General features: G+C 34.4%; 26 protein-coding genes and 1 pseudogene. 20 read left to right on the top strand and 7 right to left on the bottom strand.

Annotated elements, in window-relative coordinates:
- Nucleotides 1–429 precede the first annotated feature (429 nt).
- Both UtA1_RS12645 and UtA1_RS12640 read left to right on the top strand, forming a co-directional pair.
- Nucleotides 430–930, top strand: a complete 501-nt coding sequence (locus tag UtA1_RS12645) for a CarD family transcriptional regulator (RefSeq protein WP_016838466.1) — start codon at nucleotides 430–432, stop codon at nucleotides 928–930.
- Between the two features lie 146 nt (nucleotides 931–1,076).
- A complete protein-coding gene (locus UtA1_RS12640; RefSeq protein WP_016838465.1) occupies nucleotides 1,077–1,283 on the top strand; it encodes a zinc ribbon domain-containing protein in 207 nt (68 codons plus the stop codon).
- A gap of 218 nt (nucleotides 1,284–1,501) precedes the next feature.
- Here UtA1_RS12640 and UtA1_RS12635 read toward each other — a convergent pair whose 3' ends face one another.
- Nucleotides 1,502–2,452, bottom strand: coding sequence for a TRM11 family SAM-dependent methyltransferase (locus UtA1_RS12635; protein ID WP_172597876.1), 951 nt, complete (start codon nucleotides 2,450–2,452; stop codon nucleotides 1,502–1,504).
- 188 nt (nucleotides 2,453–2,640) lie between these two features.
- Nucleotides 2,641–2,820, bottom strand: coding sequence for a small acid-soluble spore protein H (locus UtA1_RS12630; protein ID WP_016838461.1), 180 nt, complete (start codon nucleotides 2,818–2,820; stop codon nucleotides 2,641–2,643).
- Between the two features lie 136 nt (nucleotides 2,821–2,956).
- Between UtA1_RS12630 and UtA1_RS12625 the strand changes: the two genes are divergently transcribed.
- The gene (locus UtA1_RS12625; RefSeq protein WP_172597875.1) at nucleotides 2,957–3,685 is read left to right on the top strand and encodes a YqjF family protein; all 729 of its coding nucleotides are present in this window, start codon (nucleotides 2,957–2,959) and stop codon (nucleotides 3,683–3,685) included.
- Nucleotides 3,686–3,768: 83 nt separating this feature from the next.
- Here the strand turns inward: UtA1_RS12625 and UtA1_RS12620 are convergent, their stop codons facing one another.
- Nucleotides 3,769–3,888 (bottom strand): YjcZ family sporulation protein, encoded by a 120-nt coding sequence (locus UtA1_RS12620; RefSeq protein WP_016838457.1) that lies wholly within the window; start codon nucleotides 3,886–3,888, stop codon nucleotides 3,769–3,771.
- Between the two features lie 269 nt (nucleotides 3,889–4,157).
- Between UtA1_RS12620 and UtA1_RS18125 the strand changes: the two are divergent.
- The 3 genes and pseudogenes from UtA1_RS18125 to UtA1_RS12610 form a co-directional block, all read left to right on the top strand.
- A pseudogene (locus UtA1_RS18125) lies at nucleotides 4,158–4,363 on the top strand (SDR family NAD(P)-dependent oxidoreductase); the annotation flags it as partial.
- On the top strand, nucleotides 4,361–4,474 hold the full coding sequence (locus UtA1_RS18055; protein WP_408647291.1) for an SDR family oxidoreductase: 114 nt from the start codon (nucleotides 4,361–4,363) through the stop codon (nucleotides 4,472–4,474). The pseudogene UtA1_RS18125 and the gene UtA1_RS18055, both read left to right, overlap by 3 nt.
- Before the next feature lie 215 nt (nucleotides 4,475–4,689).
- On the top strand, nucleotides 4,690–5,328 hold the full coding sequence (locus UtA1_RS12610; RefSeq protein ID WP_016838452.1) for an HAD-IIIA family hydrolase: 639 nt from the start codon (nucleotides 4,690–4,692) through the stop codon (nucleotides 5,326–5,328).
- Nucleotides 5,329–5,358: 30 nt separating this feature from the next.
- Here UtA1_RS12610 and UtA1_RS12605 read toward each other — a convergent pair whose 3' ends face one another.
- Complete coding sequence (locus tag UtA1_RS12605; RefSeq protein ID WP_096551401.1) at nucleotides 5,359–5,820, bottom strand: branched-chain amino acid aminotransferase; 462 nt, start codon at nucleotides 5,818–5,820, stop codon at nucleotides 5,359–5,361.
- 264 nt (nucleotides 5,821–6,084) lie between these two features.
- Between UtA1_RS12605 and UtA1_RS12600 the strand changes: the two genes are divergently transcribed.
- From UtA1_RS12600 to UtA1_RS12585, 4 genes are all read left to right on the top strand, one after another.
- A complete protein-coding gene (locus UtA1_RS12600; protein WP_096549683.1) occupies nucleotides 6,085–7,200 on the top strand; it encodes an IS4 family transposase in 1,116 nt (371 codons plus the stop codon).
- 197 nt (nucleotides 7,201–7,397) lie between these two features.
- Nucleotides 7,398–7,832, top strand: coding sequence for a DMT family transporter (locus tag UtA1_RS12595; protein ID WP_096551399.1), 435 nt, complete (start codon nucleotides 7,398–7,400; stop codon nucleotides 7,830–7,832).
- A gap of 122 nt (nucleotides 7,833–7,954) precedes the next feature.
- Entirely contained in the window at nucleotides 7,955–8,953 is a 999-nt protein-coding gene (locus tag UtA1_RS12590; protein WP_096551397.1) for an NADPH:quinone oxidoreductase family protein, read from the top strand.
- 188 nt (nucleotides 8,954–9,141) lie between these two features.
- Nucleotides 9,142–9,330, top strand: coding sequence for a hypothetical protein (locus tag UtA1_RS12585; RefSeq protein WP_016838445.1), 189 nt, complete (start codon nucleotides 9,142–9,144; stop codon nucleotides 9,328–9,330).
- A gap of 153 nt (nucleotides 9,331–9,483) precedes the next feature.
- Here UtA1_RS12585 and UtA1_RS12580 read toward each other — a convergent pair whose 3' ends face one another.
- On the bottom strand, nucleotides 9,484–9,603 hold the full coding sequence (locus UtA1_RS12580) for a YjcZ family sporulation protein (protein ID WP_096551395.1): 120 nt from the start codon (nucleotides 9,601–9,603) through the stop codon (nucleotides 9,484–9,486).
- 487 nt (nucleotides 9,604–10,090) lie between these two features.
- Between UtA1_RS12580 and UtA1_RS12575 the strand changes: the two genes are divergently transcribed.
- From UtA1_RS12575 to UtA1_RS12565, 3 genes are all read left to right on the top strand, one after another.
- Nucleotides 10,091–10,600, top strand: coding sequence for a hypothetical protein (locus tag UtA1_RS12575; protein ID WP_096551393.1), 510 nt, complete (start codon nucleotides 10,091–10,093; stop codon nucleotides 10,598–10,600).
- Between the two features lie 211 nt (nucleotides 10,601–10,811).
- The gene (locus tag UtA1_RS12570; protein ID WP_096551391.1) at nucleotides 10,812–11,231 is read left to right on the top strand and encodes a universal stress protein; all 420 of its coding nucleotides are present in this window, start codon (nucleotides 10,812–10,814) and stop codon (nucleotides 11,229–11,231) included.
- Nucleotides 11,232–11,328: 97 nt separating this feature from the next.
- Nucleotides 11,329–11,781, top strand: a complete 453-nt coding sequence (locus UtA1_RS12565) for a MaoC/PaaZ C-terminal domain-containing protein (RefSeq protein WP_096551389.1) — start codon at nucleotides 11,329–11,331, stop codon at nucleotides 11,779–11,781.
- 206 nt (nucleotides 11,782–11,987) lie between these two features.
- Here the strand turns inward: UtA1_RS12565 and UtA1_RS12560 are convergent, their stop codons facing one another.
- Entirely contained in the window at nucleotides 11,988–13,103 is a 1,116-nt protein-coding gene (locus UtA1_RS12560) for an IS4 family transposase (RefSeq protein ID WP_096549683.1), read from the bottom strand.
- Nucleotides 13,104–13,523: 420 nt separating this feature from the next.
- On the opposite strand from UtA1_RS12560, the gene UtA1_RS12555 reads away from it, so the two are divergent.
- Entirely contained in the window at nucleotides 13,524–15,152 is a 1,629-nt protein-coding gene (locus UtA1_RS12555) for an IS1634 family transposase (RefSeq protein ID WP_232019841.1), read from the top strand.
- Here the strand turns inward: UtA1_RS12555 and UtA1_RS12550 are convergent.
- Nucleotides 15,138–16,790 carry an IS1182 family transposase gene (locus UtA1_RS12550; RefSeq protein WP_096552131.1) on the bottom strand — a complete coding sequence of 551 codons (1,653 nt, stop codon included), beginning with the start codon at nucleotides 16,788–16,790 and terminating at the stop codon, nucleotides 15,138–15,140. The two genes, UtA1_RS12555 and UtA1_RS12550, sit on opposite strands and share 15 nt — an antisense overlap.
- 248 nt (nucleotides 16,791–17,038) lie before the next feature.
- On the opposite strand from UtA1_RS12550, the gene UtA1_RS12545 reads away from it, so the two are divergent.
- The 6 genes from UtA1_RS12545 to yihA all read left to right on the top strand — a co-directional run bounded on the left by UtA1_RS12545 (nucleotide 17,039) and on the right by yihA (nucleotide 25,068).
- On the top strand, nucleotides 17,039–17,368 hold the full coding sequence (locus UtA1_RS12545) for a hypothetical protein (RefSeq protein WP_172597874.1): 330 nt from the start codon (nucleotides 17,039–17,041) through the stop codon (nucleotides 17,366–17,368).
- Nucleotides 17,369–17,953: 585 nt separating this feature from the next.
- Nucleotides 17,954–18,946 carry a tetratricopeptide repeat protein gene (locus tag UtA1_RS12540; RefSeq protein WP_096551383.1) on the top strand — a complete coding sequence of 331 codons (993 nt, stop codon included), beginning with the start codon at nucleotides 17,954–17,956 and terminating at the stop codon, nucleotides 18,944–18,946.
- Between the two features lie 108 nt (nucleotides 18,947–19,054).
- The gene (tig, locus tag UtA1_RS12535) at nucleotides 19,055–20,347 is read left to right on the top strand and encodes a trigger factor (RefSeq protein WP_096551381.1); all 1,293 of its coding nucleotides are present in this window, start codon (nucleotides 19,055–19,057) and stop codon (nucleotides 20,345–20,347) included.
- A gap of 208 nt (nucleotides 20,348–20,555) precedes the next feature.
- Entirely contained in the window at nucleotides 20,556–21,830 is a 1,275-nt protein-coding gene (clpX, locus tag UtA1_RS12530; protein WP_096551379.1) for an ATP-dependent protease ATP-binding subunit ClpX, read from the top strand.
- Nucleotides 21,831–22,167: 337 nt separating this feature from the next.
- Nucleotides 22,168–24,486: an endopeptidase La gene (lon, locus tag UtA1_RS12525; protein ID WP_016838434.1), complete on the top strand. Its 2,319-nt coding sequence runs from the start codon at nucleotides 22,168–22,170 to the stop codon at nucleotides 24,484–24,486.
- On the top strand, nucleotides 24,487–25,068 hold the full coding sequence (yihA, locus tag UtA1_RS12520) for a ribosome biogenesis GTP-binding protein YihA/YsxC (RefSeq protein WP_016838433.1): 582 nt from the start codon (nucleotides 24,487–24,489) through the stop codon (nucleotides 25,066–25,068).
- Nucleotides 25,069–25,232: the final 164 nt, after the last annotated feature.

Here is a 25,232-nt window from a genome sequence, read left to right as displayed (position 1 = left end):
CTTAACTTTATTTCAGCAATTCTTTTAGCAATGGAAAATTTCCTGAATATAAAAACTCCGCGTTCTTTAAATGAATAATATCTAAATGGAAACTTTTCCCATATTTTGTATAAAACTCATAGGATTTTTATGTAGAAGTTTCTATTTAATTATTGATGTGCTGATTATTTGTTAATCACACTGTATAGATAGACGTATTAATGTTATAAAATATGCCAATTTGAAATCATATCGGTACATTGCTTTCCTCGTTAATTGTATTGCTTCTTCTTATAAGCAGTTATATTAAACTCCTTTTTTACTTTTACTCGCCATTCAATCAATATCTTTCATGTAGAGATAGAGTGTAATAGGTTTAAATAGTCGGCTGAATGATGATTACAAACCTTAACGAAGTTGATAGGTATACATTTGCAGGGAGGATTTTTCATGTACCAAGTAGGTGAATATTTATTATATGGCGGTCACGGTGTTTGTGTAATTGATGATGTTGCAGAGAAACTTTTTTCTGGTAAAGAAAAATTATATTATGTCTTGCATCCTATTAGTTATCCAGATTTAAAATTATATTATCCTGTAGATGGTGACCAATCGAAATTAAAAAAAATGTTGTCAGCAGAAGAAGCAAAAAATTTAATGAATATTTTTAAACAACCTGCAAAAGAATGGATTGAAAAAAATACAGATCTCAATCAGTTTTTCAATTCCGTCATTAGCAGTGAAAATCGTAAAGAGCTAGCAGAATTATTGAATACGTTGTTAAGAAGAAAATTACAATTCGAAAATGAAGGAAAAAAGTTACCAATACAAGAAACAAAATTATTGGAAGAGGCAAGCAATCTTTTGTATAACGAACTAGCTATTACACTTTCAACGACAAAGGATGCCATATCAAAACAAATTAATGAAATGGTAGCTGCAAGTCAATAAATGAGGAAATAGATAAAACATCACCTTTTCCACTTAAGACAAAGGTGATGTTTTCCTTTTTCTATTAAGCTTTCAAATTGTTGAAACTATAGGGACATTGAAATCGTATAGAATAGAAAAGAATGGAAAGGAAAGTAGGGATAATTTTGCAAAAAAATGGGTGTATTAAATGTGGAAGTCGCAATGCAGCAACAAAGGAAGTAGCCATGTCGGGTACTGGTTTATCAAAAATGTTTGATATTCAACATAATCATTTCATTGTTGTTTACTGTAAAAGCTGTGGATATTCAGAATTTTATAATAAACAATCATCAACGGCATCGAACATACTTGATCTATTCTTTGGAGGATGATTTTAAAAGGAGAATAGTTTCAAAAAAATTAGTTGATATAAATTTAAAATAAAAAATCATCCGACAATCAAGAGCGGATGATTTTTCATTTACATTAATGAGCAAGTCAATTAATAAATCTTAAATCTAGTAAATACTTAATCATATTTTGCCAATATAAGAAAGATAATCATCATAAAAAACATTCTCATTAAGGATGAATCCCAAATGTAAAGAATTTATTCACACAATAAAATAAATCGAACAAAAGTTGATTTTTTTGCAACTGAGCGATCTGTTATAGTAAATCCAGCTTTTTGCACTAAATCATCAATCGGTTTGATGGAGACAAATAAAACCCGGTCAGCAATGCGCCGTGCGTGTTGAATGATATCGTATTCTTGTTCTGGTGAAAGATGAGAATAAATATTATATGGTAAATCCACAATTGCTACATCGTAATAATCTGTTACATCTGCAATGGAGCCTTTTGTCACAGTCGTTTCGTATCCAAAATAGGCGATATTTTCTCTTGCTCCAACACAAACGAGCGGACTAATATCTCTTCCGACAATATCAATATTCATAGATAACGCTTCGATTAATACTGTTCCAATACCGCAACAAGGGTCAATAGCTCGAATGCCTTCTGGTTCGGGAATTGCGATGTTAACAATCGCTCGAGCCACTCTCGTGCTAAGAGCCGTTGAATAACTGTTCGGCTTATGTAAATGTTTACGCCAAATTGATTCAGCTTTTGTCGCTTTTCCAAAATACCAACATTCATTTATGTAAAGCAAACCAAAAATAACATCAGGTTGGTTTAAATCTGGTTCTCCATCAATAGCCTGTCCAATTTGCCTTTCAATTTTTCGTCTTTCAGGATGATGGATTTTCTTTGTATTTCCGATATCCATTTTGTTAAGACATACGACTTTGTAAGAAGAATCCGTAAATTTTATACCATTAATGATCTGTTTTAGTTCCTCAAAACTATGTGCCTCAACATACACTTCTAAGAAATCTTCTATAAAAGGACTACGGCTAGGATTGATTTTACGATCGGTGATAATAAAATTTTGTTCAGTATCAATTCCAAATAAAGAGCGCCTTTCCATTCGACAAAGCTCAAATTCGTCAGGATGGTAAACAAAAGTATAAATATATTTCGGTTGCTTAATCAATTTCATCTTCCTTTTGAAAATATGTTAATAAAAAGAGACAGTCCATTTCGACCGTCTTGTTTGACATTCATTAAATATATCATATTTTTTTTAAAAACGTAAAAGTAAGTTGTTATATCTCGTTCTTTGCATTTGCGCCAATCATAAAAGTGCGCAACTATTTTGCGCACATTTACAATAATGAAAGAGGGATATCAATTTTCTAATAATTGTTCAACGGGTACTTCTTTTTCATTTTCTGGGTCATCTAAAGGATAAATACGGGCTGTTCCTTTCGTTTCATCAACATGCTGAATGTAGATGCGCTGTCCGTTATATAAAACATTTGCGATTGCACCTGATTCGGCGATTTCTTTTGCGCGTTGTAAATTCATGAAATAGCCTCCCGATTTCTCTATTCTAATATCATTATTAACAAGTTGAAAAATTTCATACTTTTCGCTTACTAGTCATAATTTCAATAAAAATTGTAAATATTATAGAAAAATCTATCGATGATTGAGGATGGATATGGGAGAAATTTATAATGCGAATAAAGATGTATTGCCAAAAAAAATCCCTTGGTTGATGAAACAAACTTGGACTGATATTTTATTTCTTCACTACCCAGTAAAAAAAGATGTATTAGAAGCACACCTTCCTCCAAATCTTATGCTTGATACATTTGAAGGACAAGGTTGGGTTACGATTGTATCATACTTGACGAAGGCGATTGTCATTCGTGGCATACCATCTGTTCCGATGGGTAGAGGAATTCCAGGGTTGAATGTGCGAACGTATGTAAAAGCTGGAAATAAACCAGGTATCTATTTTTTTCAGTTGGCGATTCGTCATAGGGTAACTGCCAAATTGGCAAAGGTGTTGTTTCATTTACCGTATATATACTTGGATATGTCGCTATTAAAATCAGAAAAGCAATTCCATTCTGAAAGCAGTAGAATCTATTCTTTACCATTCAAATGTCAATATAATGTTCATTCTCAAGCATCCCGTATGAAGCAAGGAACGTTAGGCGAATGGTTATTGGAAAGATATTGCTTTTATACAACAAATCCACAAGGAAAATTACTTCGTTGTGATATTTATCATGAACCGTGGATTGTTCATGATGTAGAGTTAATGGAAGTAGAACATAATATTTTATCAACAGCATTGAATATTAGTTCTAAAGCTATTAATCCAATTCCTCATTATTCAAAACAATTGAGTGTTCATATATGGCCTCTTATTTCAATTTAAAAGTCCCAACAAAAATTTCGTTGGGACTTATTAACTTTCATCGTAGTGTCGATTTGGGACAGGTGGTGGTATAATCGGAAGAATTAATAGAATCCTTTGAATCCTGCTCCAACGATAATTAGTAAAACAAATAACACTACGAGTAAAGCGAAGCCATTGCAATATCCACCGCCATAGCCGTAGTTATCGTATTTGTAACCCATTCAACTCACCCCCTTCTGAATCTAATGTATGAATTGCTTTGAAAGAGGGTAAGTACATTTGTGTAGATAAAGAGAGATTTTTATCTTATTATTTTTAATCATTTTCTAGTGCTCAATGAATAAGTAAACAAGTATCAAAAGGAGAATTAATGGAAAATGTAAATAGTTTCATAAAATTTACAAATTTATTAATCGGCGGAGCTTGAATAACTTTTTTGTAAAAATAAAATGAAAATTAAGTCAAAAAATGCAAAATCTGAGGGATGAAATTGAAATTACAAGATAAAGTAGCCATTGTGACAGGTGCAGCTTCAGGAATGGGAAAAGCGATTGCAGAGTTATATGCAAAAGAAGGAGCGAAAGTCATTACAATTTAAAAGGCGCAAAAGCGGTTGAGGAAAGTATTGCAGAAAATGGTGGCACTTGTATCGCTGTAAAAGCAGATGTATCTCAATTAGAAGATGTTGAAAACATGGAAAAACCAGAAGAAATTGCTCAAGTTGCCCTTTTCTTAGCATCTAAAGATTCAAGTTTTATGAATGGAACAGTAGTAGTTGTGGATGGCGGTTGGACTTCCGCATTCTAAAGAAGGTTGAATCATTTTCCTATTCCACACTAGTCGTAAAAAATTTTTTTTCTAATAAGCGAGTTTCTCCACATTTATAACCCACACCATTAATTGAAAATGGTGTGTTTTTTTGTTTCTTCATTTTGAATTTGGTATTGTTGTCCATATAAGAATGAATTGACGATCGGCAAAATTTAAATAAAAAGAAGCATATTAGAAAAGGGGATAGAAATGTGAGATACATTATTTTCGATTTTGATGGGACTCTTGCCAACTCTGCGGAAGTGTATGTGGATGCTTGGAATGCTTATGCAGAGAAATACAACTATTTGCCGTTAAAATTGGAGGATTTACAACAAATTCGACATCTTGACCATGCCAATAAAGCAAAAAAATATCAATTTCCAATGCATAAACTAACATTCATCTTACCAAAAATTTATCAATATTTTCATGAGCATATTCATGAAGTGAAGTTGTTTGATGGGGTAAAAGAAATGCTTGAGTCCATATCTTCTATGGGATATACAATTGCTATTTTATCTTCAAATAAAAAGGAAAATATTGAAGCTATTTTAAAACGAGAACAAATTTCAACCGTTTCTGAAGTGATTTCTGTAAAAAAGCTGTTTGGTAAAGATCGAGCGATGAAAAAGTTTATGAAGCATCATCAAATTACACCTCAAAGTATACTTTATGTTGGAGATGAATTGCGAGATATTGAAGCGTGCAACAAAGTGGGAGTGCCTTTTATGTGGGTTAGTTGGGGATTGGATAGTTTTGAGCTTATCATGAAGGAGAATCCAACTTATGTAGTCCATACGCCTAAAGAAATTGTGGAGCAATTAAGTAAGTTAACAATTACTACATAAATAGAAAAACCTCCCTCAAAATAGGGAGGTTTATTCGCTTATTTCAATTTGCTGCACTAAATTTTGAATAAAGTCGCATGTCAAGAATAGGGCTTGTTCAATGGTCATATCTTCTTGAAACCCTTCAATAAAATTCAGCGGTAAGTTGATTTCCCATAATCCTTCATCACCAGCAAATAAAGCGCTATAGTTTTTTATCGAATTGGTATGTAAGTGTTGTTCTAAAAAATTTTTTATTGTTTTCGTATGTTTCTTTTGAACTTTTAATCCAAATAAGGCCATATAAGTGCCAAATACATCATCCACTTCCATGGAAATAGCATCTACTTTTATTTCATCAAATACAGGGGACTGAATATAAAGAAATTCATTTAAATGATTTTTGAAATAAGAAATCGATGTATTTAAAAAAGATGCCGATTCTTTTTCAAGGATTTCTTCCGTTTCTTTATTACAACGTTCAATATATACTCGGCTTAAATCAATAGTCATTTTCTGTTACCTCCTTTATTCTTTTTCTAGTATAACCTACTTATAGGTGAAAATTCTTCTAAAGTATTATCGAGAAAGATTTATGAAGAACATATAACGTTACTTATAAATTTATATTTTTTTCCACTAGCATTGCACTAATTAAATCTGATGATTCAAAATACTAAGAATGTTCAATTTTTTATTGATTTCGAAACAAAAAAATCCTTTACAATGGAAGTACAGGTGGTTCCTGTCCAAATCCAATCGTAAAGGATAAACGTTATGGACAAGAATACACTAATTTCATCATTTGGTAAATGGGTTTCACCCATAAATATTCAAAAACTTAGCGAACAAGTCAAAGAATTGAAACAGGACTATTACACAAAAAAGCTGACAACAGAAGCCTATATTAAACTTTTATTGGTAGCCCAGCTGCTCGAATTTAAGAGCTTAGAGGAAATGAGTGATGCACTTGTAGACGAAGATCTTCAAAAAGCACTCGGATTTGAATCGATAAGTGCCTCTCAGCTATCCCGAAAAAACAATCAGATCAACCCACTAATTCTTGCAAATTTGTTCTTGGATCTTGTTTGGAAAATTCAACGGTACCATTATAAAACCGGAAAGAATATGCCACTGAAAATCATTGATTCAAGTACACTCCCGTTGAATTTGACCAATTATAAATGGGCAAAATTCCGTAAAACAAAAGCTGGTGTAAAGCTACACTTACGGCTCGTTTTCATGGATAAAGACACCGTCTATCCTGAAAAAGCAGTGATTACGACAGCAAAAGAACATGACCGAAATCAACTCGAAGTCCTAGTGGATGATAAAGAAGCCATGTATGTGTTTGACCGCGGTTATGTGGACTATGAACGTTTTGATCGGATGACAGATGATGGCTATTTCTTCGTTTCAAGACTGAAGAAAAACGCAGTCATTCGTGAAGTCTATACATTTTCACTTCCTGATGATTGTCACGTTCTATCCGATAAAATGGTCTACATTGGTACCACACAAAATCGTACTGAAAATGTCTTTCGTCTACTAGAAGTTATGGACACAAAAGGGAACTTACTTCGTTTCATCACCAACCGATTTGATTTAAAACCAGAAGAGATAAGTGATATTTACCGATCTCGCTGGGCTATTGAACTCTTTTTCAAATGGCTCAAGCAACACGTAGAAATTAAGCACTTTTATGGAATGAGTGAAACAGCTATTCAAAATCAAATTTTCTTAGCCCTTATCACGTATTGCTTACATGTTCTCATTCAATTGGAGATGAAAAGTAAGAAATCTCTACTTCGAATTACTCGTTGGTTAAAGAGAGCTCTGTGGAAACCAGCTTATGTTTGGTTGCGAAAATTTGATGGGCGAGCCAGTCCATAATCTCCCTTTTGTCGTTGTCGCTCTGGTTTAACTGTATATATTTACCAAATGGGCAGTGCCACCTTTCTTTAGGTTTTGTCTTTTTGGCACAAATTCACAAAAATTAATTAACAGAAAATTCTAACTATATTTATGCAATGCTAATGATTTTTTTCATAAATATAATTTAGTAGGGTTATAGTAAAGGGGAATTCAATATGATTAAATTGGTTGTTGCATTGCTTGCAACTATAGGTGGAGCGGCAGTTGCAGTGCAAAGTAAAGTTAATGGAGGGTTAGGTAAGCAAGTAGGATTAATTGAAGGTTCTTTTATTTCTTTTTTGATTGGTACGCTTGTTTTATTTTTCTTTACTATCTTTTTCGGAAAAGGAAATATATTTGCTATTACAGAAGTACCGAAATGGCAATTAATCGGCGGAATTTTAGGCGCAATTTACGTATCGATTCTTATTTTTTCAGTCAATAAAATTGGCGTTACCTCCACATTAATGGCTGTTGTGTTAGGACAAATTATTATTGGTGCCATGATCGATCATTTTGGATTTTTTGGAGGAGAGACATATCCAATCACTGGTAAAAAAATTATAGCAATTTTGTTATTAATTTTTTCGCTTTATTTATTTAATAAATAAATCATAAAAAAATTTTAGTCATCTTTCTAATATAAAGGAATCGGACATATCCTTATAAAATCTAACATATTATGAAAATTGTTAATAAATATAAAATAGAATTGAAGAAAGGAGAAATAGAAATGTCGCAATTTAAAGCATTAGTTGTTGATAAGCAAGGTGAAGATGTAACTTTAAATATTCAACAATTGTCCATTGATGATTTGCCAAAAGGAGAAGTATTAATTCGAGTTCATTATTCAGGTGTAAATTATAAAGATAGCCTTGCGAGCATCCCGAATGGAAATATAGTGAAAAATTATCCTTTCGTACCTGGAATTGATTTATCAGGAGTTGTTGTCGCTTCAGAGGATTCTCGTTTTAAAGAAGGGGATGAAGTAATCGCAACAAGTTATGAAATTGGCGTTTCCCATTATGGAGGATATAGTGAGTATGCCCGTATTCCTGCTGATTGGGTTGTACCGCTTCCGAAAGGTCTTTCTTTAAAAGAAGCGATGATTATTGGAACTGCAGGTTTTACTGCTGCCTTGTCCATTTATCGACTTGAGAAAAACGGGCTAACACCTAATCAAGGAAAAGTGCTTGTGACTGGTGCGACAGGTGGCGTTGGTAGTTTTGCTGTAGCGATTTTATCAAAACTAGGATATGAAGTCGAAGCAAGTACTGGTAAGAAAACAGAACATGAATTTTTAAAAAGCCTAGGAGCCGCATCTGTACTCTCTAGAGAAGAAGTAGTAAGCAACGGAAGACCAAAATCTTTAGCAAAACAAAGATGGATTGCAGCAATCGATCCAGTTGGCGGGGAGTCACTTGCATCAATTTTGAGCCAAATTAAACTCGGTGGTCAAGTGGCGGTAAGCGGATTAACAGGTGGAGCTAGTTTACCAACGACTGTATTTCCATTTATATTAAGAGGTGTCGATCTTCTTGGCATTGATTCTGCCTATTGCGACTATAGTACGAGAAAAGAAGTTTGGAATCGTTTAGCGACAGATTATAAACCAAAAAATTTACAAGATTTTCTATATAAAGAAGTGACGTTAGAAGAGTTACCTGATGCTTTCCCAATTTTACTAAAAGGACAAGCAAAAGGAAGAATTTTAGTAAATATAAATTCATAAACACTAAAATATAGGCTGTCTTAAATTTGAATTTTTAAGGCAGCCTATATTTGTTGAAATTTGCCTAAACTTGTGGTCATATTTTATTAGAAATGTCTTTTTTTTTTTAATAAATTGCTTTCATGATTAACAAGCTTATAAATTATTAAAGTATAATAGCTACGTAGAGAGAAAGAGAGGTGGCGTAGTTGAATCGAATTCAAATTGTAAAACAGAAGATTCAATATTTGGATGAGGCTGAAGCAAAAAGTATTTTATTATTGATTTATGCAAAATTAGATAGTGCTATTCATTATGGAGATGAAGAACTGATAAAAGAAACGGCAACTGAGATCTTTGATATGTATGAAAATCTGCCTCATAAAATGTTAAATTAATGAAATTCCATTTTGAACCACTCGTTGTTCAAAATGGAATTTTTCTATACAAAAAAACGACCTAAAGATATGGCTTTAGGTCGTAAAAAAGAAAGATGTTAGTAAGGGGAATTTATGGCGGACAGTGAAAGTAAAGAGGATTTACTGAACTTATTAATATCCATGATTATAGCAAGATCCTACAATGATTAGAAGGATGAATAATACTACAAGTAAAACGAAATCACACTTGTTTCCGAAGAATCCTCCTACTGAGCCGTAGTTTGAAGACATATATTTTCACCCCCTTTATTCGTACTTAATGTATGGCAAAATTTCATTGCCGTGTAGTACAAATGCGGAATTATTGTAAGTGATAAAAATTTGAACGGCTTATCTTATTGCCATCATCAGTGACACATTTTTTTATTTCAATTGTATATTGCTTGAAGAATGAAGGGTTGATTGTTCGAAAAAACTATATACAAATGTGGTTTTGTAACTGAAGGAAGATGATGATGAATCGACGGGCGAAAGATGATAAAAAAAGAATAATTGAGTTTGAAAGAAATAATGAAAATAGTGACTTTTTTCATTATTCGGTTATCCTCATTGGAATTTTTATTGTTATTAGCATGATTAAATTGATTATTTTTCAATAACAGTTCAATTGTGAGCATGATTATCATAAAATAAAATTAAAAAATGTTCATTTATTTCTATTTTTGTGTAAACGCTTACTTTTCAGTGTGTTGAAAAGGATTATAGGCAGGTGAACTCATTGCAAGAGGGTAAGGTTGTAAATTATTTACAATATAAATACGATAAATTAATTGGCGAACTACGTGAATATCCAGATTGTTTTGAATACATCATCATCAAAAATTATGAAAATGCATTCAATTTTCAGCGTACTGAGTGCATCCAAATGGATCGATGTTTTGTCCAAGTTATAAAATCTGGACCATCTTATGAAATGATTTCGTTTATTTTTTTTAAAGATGATTGGACAGTGTCTGAAATTCTATATTTTCTTTCTGAACATCGCATCGAAATGTTTCGCCCGATAACGGAACCTTTTGACATACAACATGCAAGTGAAATACTTGACGCAAAATTGTTTAATCAGCAACCTCTCGTTTTATATAAAAAGGGGAAAAGAAGCATTTGGTTGGATCCCAATATGTTAGACGAAGTGACAGAATTATATGAACAATACAATAAAATCAATTATACTGGACTAGCAACAGAAATCGACAAAGAAAAATTTCATATAGACTACTCTGAATAATTCTTATAACGCAAGAGGAAAGAGAGATTATACTTAAACCACGGTGCACCTTGCTTATATATTAGGGAGATGGTGTATTAATTTCGTTAGTTATTTTTCTACTTTTTATTATAGTATTTTTTGATTATCCAACTACTTTAGGAAATAGTCATGAAATATTCATATAGTTTTTTACAACTATTTGCTATATTTACATAAAGGAGTGAAAAGAATGGCGGCAATTTATCAAAAAATAGCTGTTGCAGTAGATTTTTCAGAAGGTTCAAAAAGAGCGTTAAAACAAGCAATTGAAATGGCAAAAAGTTTTCAATCTACTTTACTAATTATAAATGTAGTAGATACTAAATCCTTTGGCTCTGTTGCATCCTATGATTTAAAATACGCCGAAGAATTGAAAGAAAAGGCTAGGGAAGAATTAAACAAAATGAAATTAAATGCTGAACAAGATGGTGTAGCCAACGTGGAAATATTGGTAGAAGAAGGGGCTGCAAAAACGATTTTAACTAATGTTGAAGTCGATTTAATGGTTTGCGGTGCTACAGGATTAAATAAAATTGAAAAATGGTTGCTTGGTTCTGTGGCAGAACGCATTGTTCGTTATTCAAAATGTGATGTATTAATAGTCCGTTAATTCATGTTAAAACGATTTGTTGAATGTTCATGTTTTAAATTGTTCATGCATAAATTTAAATATTATACGATTATCTTCTTCATAAAGGAGAGAAATAATGTTAAACAAGCCATTCGAACAGTTTGAAATAGGCGAAACATGGACATCTAACGGGCGGACCATTACGGAAAGCGACCTTGTCAATTTTGCAGGAGTAAGCGGAGATTTTTTTCCGCTGCATATGGACTCAGAATATGCAAAGAATACGAGATTCAAACAACGGATTGCCCATGGTATGCTTGTATTATCCATAGGGACAGGCTTATTAGATATGGGCCCTAAGACAGTAGTTGCTTTTTACGGAATTGAAAAACTGAGATTTTTACAACCGACATTCATTGGGGATACAATCCATTTAGAATTAAGAGTAACTGATTTAGTTGATAAAGGTAATGGTACTGGCGTGGTCACGTATCAACAAGAAATAAAAAAACAGACAGGGGCAACGGTGATTGCTGCTGAATACAAATTTCTTATCAATACTGAAGGGGCGTCTGAAAAGTCGTTTTAGACGGCCCGTTTTATTTTCTGCAAACTTTCTGTTATGTAAAAATGTTTCTATAAATTATAGCATTAGCATTGCATAAATATAGTTAGAATTTTCTGTTAATTAATTTTTGTGAATTTGTGCCAAAAAGACAAAACCTAAAGAAAGGTGGCACTGCCCATTTGGTAAATATATACAGTTAAACCAGAGCGACAACGACAAAAGGGAGATTATGGACTGGCTCGCCCATCAAATTTTCGCAACCAAACATAAGCTGGTTTCCACAGAGCTCTCTTTAACCAACGAGTAATTCGAAGTAGAGATTTCTTACTTTTCATCTCCAATTGAATGAGAACATGTAAGCAATACGTGATAAGGGCTAAGAAAATTTGATTTTGAATAGCTGTTTCACTCATTCCATAAAAGTGCTTAATTTCTACGTGTTGCTTGAGCCATTTGAAAAAGAGTTCAATAGCCCAGCGAGATCGGTAAATATCACTTATCTCTTCTGGTTTTAAATCAAATCGGTTGGTGATGAAACGAAGTAAGTTCCCTTTTGTGTCCATAACTTCTAGTAGACGAAAGACATTTTCAGTACGATTTTGTGTGGTACCAATGTAGACCATTTTATCGGATAGAACGTGACAATCATCAGGAAGTGAAAATGTATAGACTTCACGAATGACTGCGTTTTTCTTCAGTCTTGAAACGAAGAAATAGCCATCATCTGTCATCCGATCAAAACGTTCATAGTCCACATAACCGCGGTCAAACACATACATGGCTTCTTTATCATCCACTAGGACTTCGAGTTGATTTCGGTCATGTTCTTTTGCTGTCGTAATCACTGCTTTTTCAGGATAGACGGTGTCTTTATCCATGAAAACGAGCCGTAAGTGTAGCTTTACACCAGCTTTTGTTTTACGGAATTTTGCCCATTTATAATTGGTCAAATTCAACGGGAGTGTACTTGAATCAATGATTTTCAGTGGCATATTCTTTCCGGTTTTATAATGGTACCGTTGAATTTTCCAAACAAGATCCAAGAACAAATTTGCAAGAATTAGTGGGTTGATCTGATTGTTTTTTCGGGATAGCTGAGAGGCACTTATCGATTCAAATCCGAGTGCTTTTTGAAGATCTTCGTCTACAAGTGCATCACTCATTTCCTCTAAGCTCTTAAATTCGAGCAGCTGGGCTACCAATAAAAGTTTAATATAGGCTTCTGTTGTCAGCTTTTTTGTGTAATAGTCCTGTTTCAATTCTTTGACTTGTTCGCTAAGTTTTTGAATATTTATGGGTGAAACCCATTTACCAAATGATGAAATTAGTGTATTCTTGTCCATAACGTTTATCCTTTACGATTGGATTTGGACAGGAACCACCTGTACTTCCATTGTAAAGGATTTTTTTGTTTCGAAATCAATAAAAAATTGAACATTCTTAGTATTTTGAATCATCAGATTTAATTAGTGCAATGCTAGTGAAATTATAGGTGTTCTTTAATTTTTGCGAAAAATTGTAACAATGTGGATATACGTAATTTAATCGCAGAAAGGGATGGACTCGATGGAATTTTGGTCGGAAGTGCTGGAACAAATTCGTTAAACTCAAGTTTGACACCATTTCACTACATGTGGATAACTAAAGGTGATTATACCAATAGTTATCCACTTTTTTTATCGAAAATATAATCATTATGTAGTGTTATGTGGATAACTTTTGTATATCCAATAATATGTAATATATGTTATACTATTAGTGCTATGTATATTCGAATTAATAAGCAAAAAAATAAAAATGGTTCTGTTCGTCAATATCTACAAATATGTCGTACATTTCGTGTAGACAATAAAGTTCGGCAACAAACGCTTTGTAATCTAGGGAGGTTAGAACATTTATTAGAGAATGGCTCTGTCGATAACATAATCGAGGGATTAGCCAAATTTTCAGAGCGTTACTTTGACCGAATTCACGGGCAAGGCTCTTCCTCTTCTGTCTCCGTGCTTTGGACAAAAGAGTTTGGGCCGGTTTATCTGTTCCGAAAGGTATGGGAAAAGTTAGGGCTTGGTCGGCTATTACGTAAAATCATGGATGATTCCGAGGCTGCTTCTCAGTATGACGAAGCCATTTTTGCCATGGTGTTAAACCGTCTCATGGATCCCAATAGTAAGCATTATATCTTCAAACAATGGATCGACACGATTTATGCAGAAGGTCTTTCAGACATCCAACTCCATCACTACTATCGTGCATTAGACTTCTTAAGTGAACAAAAAGAAAAAATTGAGGAACAACTTTATGGACATTTAACCGATTTAACCTCATTAGAAGTAGATATCGTGTTTTACGACACGACAAGCACCTATTTCGAAGGAGAGGAAGCAGACGAACTGCTGGCTCACTATGGTTACTCCAAAGATCATCGTGGAGATCGAAAACAAGTCGTGATTGGCTTATTAATGACCAAAACAGGGATTCCGATTGGGCATCAAGTCTTCCCTGGAAACATGCATGATACGAAGACATTTGGCATGGTGGTTGGAGATCTGAAGAAGCGCTATCCTATTCAGAAAGTCATTCTAGTGGGAGACCGCGGAATGGTTAGTGAAGCCAACTTAGATCAAATTCGTGAACTGGGCATGGAATATATTGTGGGTGTCAAATTACGAAAGTCGAAGAAAGCCCAAGAGCTATTATCCATCCGTGGGCCATATAAGAAGGTTCTCCCGAATCTAAAAGTGAAGTCAAAGAAAATCGATGGCGAAACGTATGTACTCTGTTACAATCCGGACGCTGAAGAACGTGATCGAGCGAGTCGTCAAGTCGTGTTAGAAAACCTTCAATCGAAGCTTGATGAACTCGGTCCATCTGGACTCGTCAAAAACCGTGCGTATTCCAAGTTTTTAACGATAGAAAAAGCATCGGCCAAAATTGATGAAGAGAAGGTATCCAATGATGAAAAGTTTGACGGAAAGTACGCCATTCGGACCAACTCGTCATTAACGGATGAAGAGGCAGCACTTGCCTATAAAGAGTTGTGGAGAGTGGAACAAGCCTTTCGTAACCTGAAGTCGAATCTAGAACTTCGCCCGATGTACCATCGAGTGGAATCTCGTATTCGAGGCCATATCATGGTTTGTTTCCTTGCGCTTGTCATGGAATCCTTTTTGGCCTATAAGCTAAAAGAAATAGGATGCCAAACAAGTGTAAAGGATATTTTGCATGATGTAAGCCAGATGAAGGCCTCGAAAATACGCGTGAATGGTGAAGAGCAAATCGTTCGTACAGAATTACAAGGTCAAGCAAATCTAGCATTTGAAGCACTTGTCACACAAGCGCCTCCTAGAGTATTAGAAAAAAACGGGGCTGGGACAAAACTAGCTTCTAGATAGGAAAAAGGAGAATTTGAGTTGGCTCAAATTCTCCTTTTTCCATTTATCCCCATTATTTTTGGTTAGTTGATCTTTGTTGGCCGTGTATTTTCGTAAATTCACGGCCATTAAGGCAATGCCCATTTCATTTTCCACTTTCGATTTTCCTCGAACGGAAAATCGAGTGAAACGCAAATTAGCCTTCAAGAATCCAAAAACTGGTTCTACGTCTATTTTACGTTGACGGAAAATAGAACCAGCTTTTTCTTCTGAAAGCTTCGCTCTTACATATTCTTTTTGTTGTTCCCATTTTTCATTCACCATGACCTTTCGGTGATTGCCTTCCTTTGCTTTTGTACATGATGAACGAAATGGACATCCTGAACAGTTTTCACATTCATAGATTTTCAATTCTCGTTTGAAACCGGTCTTATCGGTACGTACAGAACGATATCGGAAGGTTACTCGCTGCTGATTTGGACAAATGTAGGTATCACTTTCTTCGTCGTACATCCAATTGTCTGGATGAAATGGATTTTGTTTATATTTCTTCTTTTGTTCTTTCTCATACATGGTATATGGAATGAGTGCCTCACATTTTCGATTCGAAAGGATGTCTTCATAGTTTTGTTCACTACCATAACCAGCATCTGCGACAATATACTTTGGCAACGGAAAATAATCCTTTTCTATCTTATTCAAGAACGGAATTAATGTACGTGTATCAGTAGGATTTGGAAAGATGCTATAAGCTAGTGCGTATTGACCTTCTGTTGCGATTTGTACGTTGTATCCAGCCTTCAATTGACCGTTTTTCATATAGTCGTCTTTCATTCGCATGAACGTCGCATCTAAGTCTGTTTTGGAATAACTATTCCGTTCACCCAAGATTTCGAAGTCTTTTTGATACTTTTGTTTACGTAAAATCAAGTCAATCAACTGTTTGTACACTCGCTTCGGATATTTCCGTTCGCTTCTTAATGCTTTTCGTTCTGTGGCATCGGGCGATGTTTCTATCTTTTGGTCATATTCCTTAATGACTTCATCGACTTGTTGCACCATTTGAGCGAGTTCTTCAACGGACAGTTCTCCCTCATTTTCCCGCTCCATTTCAGGGATGATTTCTTTTTCTAATAGTTCGTTGTATAACTGATTGGACTTTTCAATTAAGTTTTGGTTGTATTTTTCAATGGATTTCTTCCATACGAAAGTAAATTTATTGGCATTCGCTTCAATCTTCGTACCATCGATAAAAATGGCTTCTTGATCGATTAACTTTTCTTCCACCAGTTGGCAACGGAATTGGACAAAACATTGACGAATTAATTCTTTTACTTCCGGATGCACACGAAAACGATTGATCGTCCGATAACTTGGTTCATATCCTTGTGCCAACCACATCATTCGTATACTGTCCTTTAATAGCGCTTCAATTTTTCGACCTGAAAAGACAGACTGCGAATAGGCACACAAAATAATTTTTAGCATCATGCGTGGATGATAAGCAGGACAACCTGTATTTCGAAGAAACGGCTGGAAGGCTTCATCTGGAATACTTTCAACTAAATGGTGAATGTGGAAGGCAATATCATTTTCTTGTAATTTTATTTCTAAATCTAGAGGCAAAACTAATTGATTCATGTTATAATATTTGAACATAAGGACCCTTCTTTCTGTTAGGTTTTGTGTGCTAACTTAATTTTAACAGAAGAGGTCCTTATTTTTTATTGAAAAAATGAAAAACAGCCCATGAAATTTCATTCCAAAATTTCATGGGCTGTTTCCATTTTAGAGGGGGTTTTGTCCCAGCCTCGTTGTGGGTAAAGTCCAAAACACCAGCATTTTCGGGCTTTTCTTTAGTGTACTCTGTCAAACTTGAGTTAAAAATTCCTAAAGCAAGCTATGATATGTGGTTTGCAAGAACGGAAGCAGAATGGAATGGGGACGTGTTATACATCCTTACAGAAAACCAAGTTTGTAAAGATTGGTTAAACAAGCGCTATAAAAAATTTATAGCGATTACAGTGGAAGAAATGACAGGGGAGAAAGTTCAAATACAAATTGTGAACAAAGATGTTAATGAACGAAAAATAAATTACAATCCAAAAGCTCCTTATGAAGAAATTAAAAACTTTATACTCCAACAAAATATCATGATTAATAGATTACAAAAAAGGGTCAGAGAGTTGGAAAAGAAAGTCGTCTATTTAGAAGCGGGAGATCGAATTGTGCGATAATTTCCTTTGAAAGTCGAATTGGTGAAGGAGGCGTCTGAAAAGTCATTTCAAGACGCCCCCTTTGCGGCTGTCGCTAGTGCTTTCGCCGCAGATAAATTGCGGCTGTCGCTAGTGCTTTCGCCGCAGATAAATTGCGGCTGTCGCACATGCTTTCGCTCTCCTGTATGATTGTACAATGTTTGATAATAAGCAATCATACCATTATTCCCCGAACAATTGTCCAAATAGCAAATATTTCGCCATAGTGTAATGGTTCATCTTTTGGATTTTTCCCTAAAATTCCACTATAATGCAACTTCAATTGATTTTCCGTATTAGTATGAATAAATGGGAAAAAAATCTATACAAAGCAGATTGTGCAATTAGATTCTAAAAATACTGCTATAATAATCACAATTGAGTTGGTAATGAATAATATTTATAGGGAATTTCCAAAAAAAACGTATTAATAGTGATGGCCGTTATAATTTTTTACTATAATAAGAATTGAATTGTTATAACTTACAATAATGGGAATGATGTTAGTAAAAAGCAAGTAAGTAGTAAGTTACGAATTATTTTGTATTGCATCATGGAGTGAAAAAAGTGAAAAATAAAAAAACTTCATATACGGCTTATGAAAATGTTGTCGTATTTCCAGGAACAGTAGAACGTCTCATTTTAGAAGCACAAAAATATATTAAAAAAAATCAATTTGAAACTGCGAATCAATATTTTGAAGAAGCTTTGAAATATACTGATGGCGATGAGTATGTATTGAGTTTATATGCTTATTCTTTATATGAAGCAAAATCTTATCTAAAAGCTAAAGAAGTATGTGAAAAGTTACTCAATATCGGACCAACGATGTATTTTGAAGTAATGGAATTATATTTAACCGTTTGTATGCAATTAAAGGAATATAAAAAAGTTGAAAAAATTATTACTTCACTATTGGAAGAAGAAGCGATTCCAACTGATAAAATCGACCAATTTAATAGGTTGAAAGAATTAAATGCGAATATTATTGAAAAAATGAATAAGCAAGATGATTTCACGATGATTGTCAAACAGCTAGAACCTGAACTCTATGAATTAGATGCTTTTTTATCTTTTTCTCATGCTGAGCAGGTGAATAAGTTGCATGAATTATCCCTTGCAAACATTAGACCAATCATCGTTCACTTAAAAAATATTGTTGAAAGTCACCGTACACATCCTTTTGTTAAAAGTCTTATTCTTATATTAATGAATGAGCAAAATATTGATATTGAATTAAAGATACGTAAATTTGACCGGATGATTGTGGTAAACCCATCAAAAATTGGGTTGCCAACAGAGTTATCACAATATAAAATGATTTCAAATATAGTTAGTGAAAAACTGCAACAAGAACCATCCGTTTTAGAAATGGTTGAATATTTAATTGCAAAACATGCAATTGTAACGTATCCTTTTGAGTGGTTGGATTTTCAATCAAATGAAGTAGCAGAATGTTATATCGATTTTGTATATCAGTTGTTTGGACAAGATAGTGAATTCAATCAAGAAATCTATCAGTTCATTCAAGAATTGGAAAAGCTATCAGAACTACAATAAGCATGAAAAATGTTGAAACTAGAGCTATTTATGATATACTAAAATGGTTGTCAAAATCGTATAAACAAATGCTTAAAATTTGTAATTTATTTTTGGAGGTATTTATATATGTCAGCAAAATGGGAAAAAAAAGATGGGAATACTGGAGTATTAACAATTGAAGTTCCTGCTGAGGAAGTAAATAAAGCATTGGATCAAGCGTTCAAAAAAGTTGTAAACCAAATTACAGTGCCAGGATTCCGTAAAGGAAAAGTACCACGTCAAATTTTTGAAAAACGTTTTGGTGTAGAAGCATTATATCAAGATGCTTTAGAAATAATTATACCAGAAGCATATTCAAAAGCTGTTGATGAAACAGGTATCTTCCCAGTAGATTATCCTGAAATTGGCGATTTTGATAGTTTTAAAAAAGATAAAGATTTTACATTTACTGCAACTGTAACTGTTAAACCTGAACCAAAACTAGGTGAATATAAAGGTTTAGAAGTGAAAAAATTAAGCACTGAAGTTACAGATGAAGAAGTGGAAGAACAAATCCAAAACTTATTAAACCGCAAAGCAGAATATGAAATTAAAGAAGATGAACCAATCGTTGAAGGCGATATTGCTGTAATCGACTTCGAAGGTTTCCTTGGCGATGAAGCATTTGAAGGCGGAGAAGGGGAAGACTATCCTTTAGAAATCGGTTCTGGCCAATTCATCCCTGGCTTTGAAGAACAATTAGTTGGCTTAAAAGCTGGCGAATCTAAAGACATCCAAGTAACATTCCCTGAAGAATATCATGCGGAAGAACTTGCTGGCAAAGATGCAACTTTCAAAGTAACTGTAAAAGAAGTAAAAACAAAAGTATTGCCAGAATTAAACGATGAATTTGCAAAAGAAGCAGATCCAGAAGTTGAATCAGTTGAAGAATTGCGCAACAAAATAAAAGAACAATTAGCTGAACAAAAGAAAAATGAAGCAGAAAGCACACTTCGCGATGAATTAGTGGAAAAAGCAGCTGAGAATGCTGAAATGGAAATTCCAGAAGCAATGATCCACAACGAAATTCACCGTATGATTGATGAATTTGCTCAACGCCTACAAATGCAAGGAATATCTTTAGACCTTTATTATCAATTCTCTGGTCAAACAGAGGAAGACTTGCATGAACAATTCAGAGAAGATGCTGAAACTCGCGTGCGCATTTCATTAACACTAGAAGCAATCGCTAAAGCAGAAAACATCGAAGTGACACAAGAAGATATCGACAAAGAGCTTGAAAAAATGGCTGACCAATTCAAAATGGATAAAGAAAAAATTATTACTGCTTTAGGCGGAACTACTGAAATGTTAGAAAATGATATTCGCAATCAAAAAACTGTAGAATTCTTAGTTGAGAATGCGAAAATTACTGAATAATTTATTCTTTCCTCATAAGGATTGTAATTAATTGAATAGTTCCAATAACAAGGTACGGCATATACCACCGTGCCTTGTTTTATACCAATGACTAAATAATTTTTGCATACATAAGCTATACAAAATATTCCATTAGCTTTGGAAACTTCTTATTTGCTAATGTGCTCAATATCCTGTAAGATTGTTGCTTGAATAGGGGTGAAGCAAATTGTTTAAATTTAATGATGAAAAAGGTAATTTAAAGTGTTCTTTCTGTGGTAAGCCACAAGAACAAGTGCGAAAATTAGTAGCTGGGCCTGGTGTTTATATTTGTGATGAATGTATCGAGCTATGTTCCGAAATCGTTGTTGAGGAATTAGGTACAGAAGAGGAAATCGATTTTCAAGATGTTCCAAAGCCAAAGGAAATTTTAAGCATCTTAGATGAATACGTTATTGGACAAGAGCGAGCTAAAAAAGCTCTTGCTGTTGCAGTATATAACCACTACAAGCGAATCAATTCAAATAGTAAATTAGATGATGTGGAACTATCTAAATCCAATATTATTTTAATTGGACCAACTGGTAGTGGGAAAACTTTACTTGCTCAAACTTTAGCAAGAATTTTAAATGTGCCATTTGCGATTGCCGATGCCACTTCATTAACCGAGGCTGGTTATGTTGGTGAAGACGTAGAAAACATCCTGTTAAAACTAATCCAAGCTGCTGACTATGACATTGAGCGAGCAGAAAAAGGGATTATTTATATAGATGAAATCGATAAAATTGCACGAAAATCAGAGAACCCTTCCATCACACGAGACGTATCTGGAGAAGGTGTGCAACAGGCATTATTAAAAATTTTAGAAGGTACGGTAGCTAGCGTTCCTCCTCAAGGTGGTCGTAAACATCCACATCAAGAGTTTTTACAGATTGATACAACAAATATCTTATTTATCGTTGGCGGTGCTTTCGATGGTATCGAAAGCATTATTAAACGTCGATTAGGTCAAAAAGTGATTGGCTTTGGTTCCGACATGAAAAATAAAAATGTGGAAAGCGAATCTTTACTTTCCCAATTAATTCCAGAAGACTTATTGAAATTTGGTTTAATTCCGGAATTTATTGGTCGCTTACCAGTCATTGCTTCACTTGAACAGTTAAATGAAGAAGCGCTCGTAAGAATTTTGACAGAGCCAAAAAATGCATTAGTGAAACAATATCAAAAAATGCTCGAATTTGATAATGTGGAATTAGAATTTGAAGAGGAAGCACTTCGAGCGATTGCGAAGGAAGCGATTGAAAGAAAAACAGGTGCCCGTGGACTTCGTTCCATCATTGAAAATACGATGCTTGATATGATGTATGAATTGCCATCACGCGATGATATCGTGAAATGTATTATTACAAAAGAAACGATTACGGACAAAGCGCAACCAAAATTAATTTTAAAAGACGGTACAGAATTAAAAGATTTGAAGGACAATAAAAAAACTTCCGCATAAAGTAGTTACAAGTAACAGTAATAATGACCATTAAAATAAAGAGCTGACTGCGAATTTGCTTATGCATATCTCGTTAGTCAGCTCTTTGTAACAAATATCAGAATTACATATTTTTACAAATACTTACAAATCATTTTATTGAGCGTCAAATTGTTCAAAATAACATTTTACCGGGAATAATAATTGATGTAACAGAGAATAGTAAATGCTGTTATGAAAGATTAAATTTATCGAAATTGCTATGTAAAACCAAGTGAAATGTTTTTAATTTTTCACATACTAAATTTGCCTAGAAGCGGGTGCATTCTTTAGTATCAAATGGAGGTGAATAACCCGCATGACTGAATTAAAGAAAAATGTACCACTACTTCCTTTGCGTGGACTGCTCGTATTTCCTTCAATGGTATTACATATCGATGTTGGTAGGAAACGTTCGGTCGCTGCATTAGAACATGCCATGATGAATGATAATAAAATCTTCCTAACGACGCAAAAGGATTTGCGGGTAGAAAAACCTGAAAAAGAAGATTTGTATATGATTGGGACTTATGTCTCTGTAAAACAAATGTTGAAATTACCGAACGGCACGTTGCGCATTTTAGTGGAAGGCATTTGTCGTGGGAAAATTGTTCATTACCAAGAAAACGATGATTTTACAACTGTAGATATTGAATTGCATGAAGATTCGAAAGAAAAAGACGTGGAAATGGAAGCGTTAATGCGCACAGTAGTTAATTATTTTGAAAAGTATGCGAAATCTTCAAATAAAATTACTGCTGAAACAATTGAATCTGTTTTAGACATCGAGGAACCAGGAAGACTAGCAGATATTATCGCTTCCCACTTACCATTTAAAATTTCTGAGAAACAAGAAGTATTAAGCATTTTCAATATTAAGAAAAGATTAGACCACTTAATGATTCGCTTGCATGATGAACAAGAAGTATTAAATTTAGAGAAGAAAATCAATACAAAAGTAAAGCAAGCGATGGAACGTACTCAAAAAGAATATTATTTACGCGAACAAATGAAAGCGATTCAAGCCGAGCTTGGAGATCGAGAAGGAAAAACAGGAGAAGTTGCTGATCTTCGAAAACGTGTTGAAGAATCCGGAATGCCTGAATCCACACAAAAAGTGGCACTAAAAGAGCTTGAACGCTATGAAAAATTACCGGCTGCCAGCGCAGAAAGCGGCGTCATTCGAAACTATATTGAATGGTTAGTCACAATTCCGTGGAAAGAAAAAACGGAAGATCGACTTGATGTTAATTTGGCAGAAGAAATTCTAAATCGCGATCATGATGGACTGGAGAAAGTAAAAGAGCGCATTTTAGAGTATTTATCTGTACGCCAATTAAAAAATTCCATTCGTGGACCAATTTTATGTTTAGTGGGACCACCTGGGGTAGGGAAAACCTCTCTAGCAAGATCGATAGCGGAGAGTTTAAATCGTAAATTTGTTCGCATTTCTCTTGGTGGTGTACGTGATGAATCTGAGATTCGCGGACATAGACGCACTTACGTTGGAGCGATGCCTGGTCGTATCATACAAGGAATGAAAAAAGCTGGTACAATTAACCCTGTGTTTTTATTGGATGAAATTGATAAAATGTCCAATGATTTCAAAGGTGATCCTTCAGCAGCAATGCTTGAAGTATTGGATCCTGAGCAAAATCACACTTTTAGCGATCATTACATCGAAGAACCTTATGATTTATCGCAAGTAATGTTTATTGCTACAGCGAATGATTTAAGCACAATTCCAGGACCACTATTAGATCGTATGGAAGTAATATCGATTGCTGGTTATACAGAGATTGAAAAAATCAAAATCGCTAAGAATCATCTTATTCCAAAACAACTTGATGAAAACGGTTTGAAAAAATCACAACTTATCTTTAAAGATGAAGCGATTGTTGATTTAATTCGATACTATACGAGAGAAGCTGGCGTTCGTGGTCTTCAACGTCAGATTGCTGCAGTTTGCCGAAAAGTGGCAAAAGTCATTGTTTCTGGCGAAAGAAAACGGGTTACTGTCAATTCGAAAACATTGATAGAAATGCTTGGTAAACATCGATTCCATTACGGTCAAGCGGAAACGGAAAACCAAGTTGGTGTAGCGACAGGATTGGCTTACACATCCGTTGGTGGTGATACACTTCAAATTGAAGTATCTTTAACACCTGGTAAAGGAAAACTGATTTTAACAGGTAAGCTTGGAGATGTGATGAAGGAATCTGCTCAAACTGCTCTTTCTTACGTTCGTTCTTTATCCAAACGCCTCAATTTGGATGCGGATTATTTTGAACAACATGATATTCATATACACGTACCTGAAGGAGCAGTACCAAAAGACGGTCCGTCAGCGGGAATTACTATTGCAACAGCACTTGTATCAGCCATTTCCAATAAACCTATCAAAAAAGAAGTCGGAATGACTGGAGAAATTACATTGCGAGGGCGAGTGCTTCCAATCGGAGGACTGAAAGAAAAATCGTTAGGAGCTCATCGTGCAGGATTAAAAATTATCATCATTCCTCAAGACAACGAGCGAGATATTGACGATATTCCTGAAGCAGTTCGAGAAGAATTAGTATTTAAACCGGTTAGATCGGCAGAAGAAGTGTTGAATATCGCCCTTGTTGGAGGTTTTTAAATGAAAGTTAGTCATGCGGAAATGGTAATTAGTGCTGTCAAACCGGAACAATATCCAGACGACGGTCTACCTGAATTTGCTTTGGCGGGCCGTTCAAATGTTGGAAAATCTTCATTCATCAATAAGATGATTAATCGAAAATCCCTTGCTCGTACGTCATCAAAGCCTGGTAAAACACAAACGTTAAATTTTTATAAAATCGAAAATCAATTGTTTTTTGTGGACGTTCCAGGCTATGGTTACGCCAAAGTGTCTAAGAAAGAGCGGGAAGCTTGGGGGAAAATGATTGAAAAATACCTTACTGGTCGAAGCGTATTACAGGCTGTTATTTTAATTGTTGATTTGCGCCATCCTCCAACTGCAGACGATCAAATGATGTATGATTTCTTAAAACATTACAATATTCCTGCGATTGTAGTTGCAACGAAAGCAGATAAAATTCCAAGAGGCAAGTGGGATAAACATAAAAAAGTGGTAAGAGAAACATTAGAAATGGAAAAAGGAGATCCAATCATCCTGTTTTCTGCGGAAACGGGAGTAGGAGTGGAAGAAACATGGACTGAAATACAAAAGTTCATGTGATTCCATACATAATTGAAAATGTTTATGAAGCTTATGAAACAGTAAGAACTTCCAATTTTATAAAGGTTGACCTAGCATCCTATAGGTCAACCTTTTATATATGTTCAAGAAGAGTAAATTGTCGGAATTTGTTGAATACTATGTATAAAGGTTATTATATTGAA

The sequence above is a fragment of the Ureibacillus thermosphaericus genome, from assembly GCF_002370195.2.
Taxonomy (GTDB): domain Bacteria; phylum Bacillota; class Bacilli; order Bacillales_A; family Planococcaceae; genus Ureibacillus; species Ureibacillus thermosphaericus.
Note: the sequence above shows the minus strand (reverse complement) of the source record. Positions and strands in the feature narration are given on the sequence as shown.

What these genes read in the sequence shown, in the direction of transcription:
- UtA1_RS12595 (WP_096551399.1), top strand. Translation starts at nt 7,398, where the DNA reads ATGATTAAATTGGTTGTTGCATTGCTTGCAACTATAGGTGGAGCGGCA.
- UtA1_RS12580 (WP_096551395.1), bottom strand. Translation starts at nt 9,603, where the DNA reads ATGTCTTCAAACTACGGCTCAGTAGGAGGATTCTTCGGAAACAAGTGT.
- UtA1_RS12645 (WP_016838466.1), top strand. Translation starts at nt 430, where the DNA reads ATGTACCAAGTAGGTGAATATTTATTATATGGCGGTCACGGTGTTTGT.
- UtA1_RS12625 (WP_172597875.1), top strand. Translation starts at nt 2,957, where the DNA reads ATGGGAGAAATTTATAATGCGAATAAAGATGTATTGCCAAAAAAAATC.
- UtA1_RS12630 (WP_016838461.1), bottom strand. Translation starts at nt 2,820, where the DNA reads ATGAATTTACAACGCGCAAAAGAAATCGCCGAATCAGGTGCAATCGCA.
- UtA1_RS12600 (WP_096549683.1), top strand. Translation starts at nt 6,085, where the DNA reads ATGGACAAGAATACACTAATTTCATCATTTGGTAAATGGGTTTCACCC.
- tig (WP_096551381.1), top strand. Translation starts at nt 19,055, where the DNA reads ATGTCAGCAAAATGGGAAAAAAAAGATGGGAATACTGGAGTATTAACA.
- lon (WP_016838434.1), top strand. Translation starts at nt 22,168, where the DNA reads ATGACTGAATTAAAGAAAAATGTACCACTACTTCCTTTGCGTGGACTG.
- UtA1_RS12565 (WP_096551389.1), top strand. Translation starts at nt 11,329, where the DNA reads ATGTTAAACAAGCCATTCGAACAGTTTGAAATAGGCGAAACATGGACA.
- UtA1_RS12605 (WP_096551401.1), bottom strand. Translation starts at nt 5,820, where the DNA reads ATGACTATTGATTTAAGCCGAGTATATATTGAACGTTGTAATAAAGAA.
- UtA1_RS12545 (WP_172597874.1), top strand. Translation starts at nt 17,039, where the DNA reads ATGTGGTTTGCAAGAACGGAAGCAGAATGGAATGGGGACGTGTTATAC.
- UtA1_RS12550 (WP_096552131.1), bottom strand. Translation starts at nt 16,790, where the DNA reads ATGTTCAAATATTATAACATGAATCAATTAGTTTTGCCTCTAGATTTA.
- UtA1_RS12555 (WP_232019841.1), top strand. Translation starts at nt 13,524, where the DNA reads ATGTATATTCGAATTAATAAGCAAAAAAATAAAAATGGTTCTGTTCGT.
- UtA1_RS12560 (WP_096549683.1), bottom strand. Translation starts at nt 13,103, where the DNA reads ATGGACAAGAATACACTAATTTCATCATTTGGTAAATGGGTTTCACCC.
- UtA1_RS12570 (WP_096551391.1), top strand. Translation starts at nt 10,812, where the DNA reads ATGGCGGCAATTTATCAAAAAATAGCTGTTGCAGTAGATTTTTCAGAA.
- UtA1_RS12620 (WP_016838457.1), bottom strand. Translation starts at nt 3,888, where the DNA reads ATGGGTTACAAATACGATAACTACGGCTATGGCGGTGGATATTGCAAT.
- UtA1_RS12635 (WP_172597876.1), bottom strand. Translation starts at nt 2,452, where the DNA reads ATGAAATTGATTAAGCAACCGAAATATATTTATACTTTTGTTTACCAT.
- yihA (WP_016838433.1), top strand. Translation starts at nt 24,487, where the DNA reads ATGAAAGTTAGTCATGCGGAAATGGTAATTAGTGCTGTCAAACCGGAA.
- UtA1_RS12590 (WP_096551397.1), top strand. Translation starts at nt 7,955, where the DNA reads ATGTCGCAATTTAAAGCATTAGTTGTTGATAAGCAAGGTGAAGATGTA.
- UtA1_RS18055 (WP_408647291.1), top strand. Translation starts at nt 4,361, where the DNA reads ATGGAAAAACCAGAAGAAATTGCTCAAGTTGCCCTTTTCTTAGCATCT.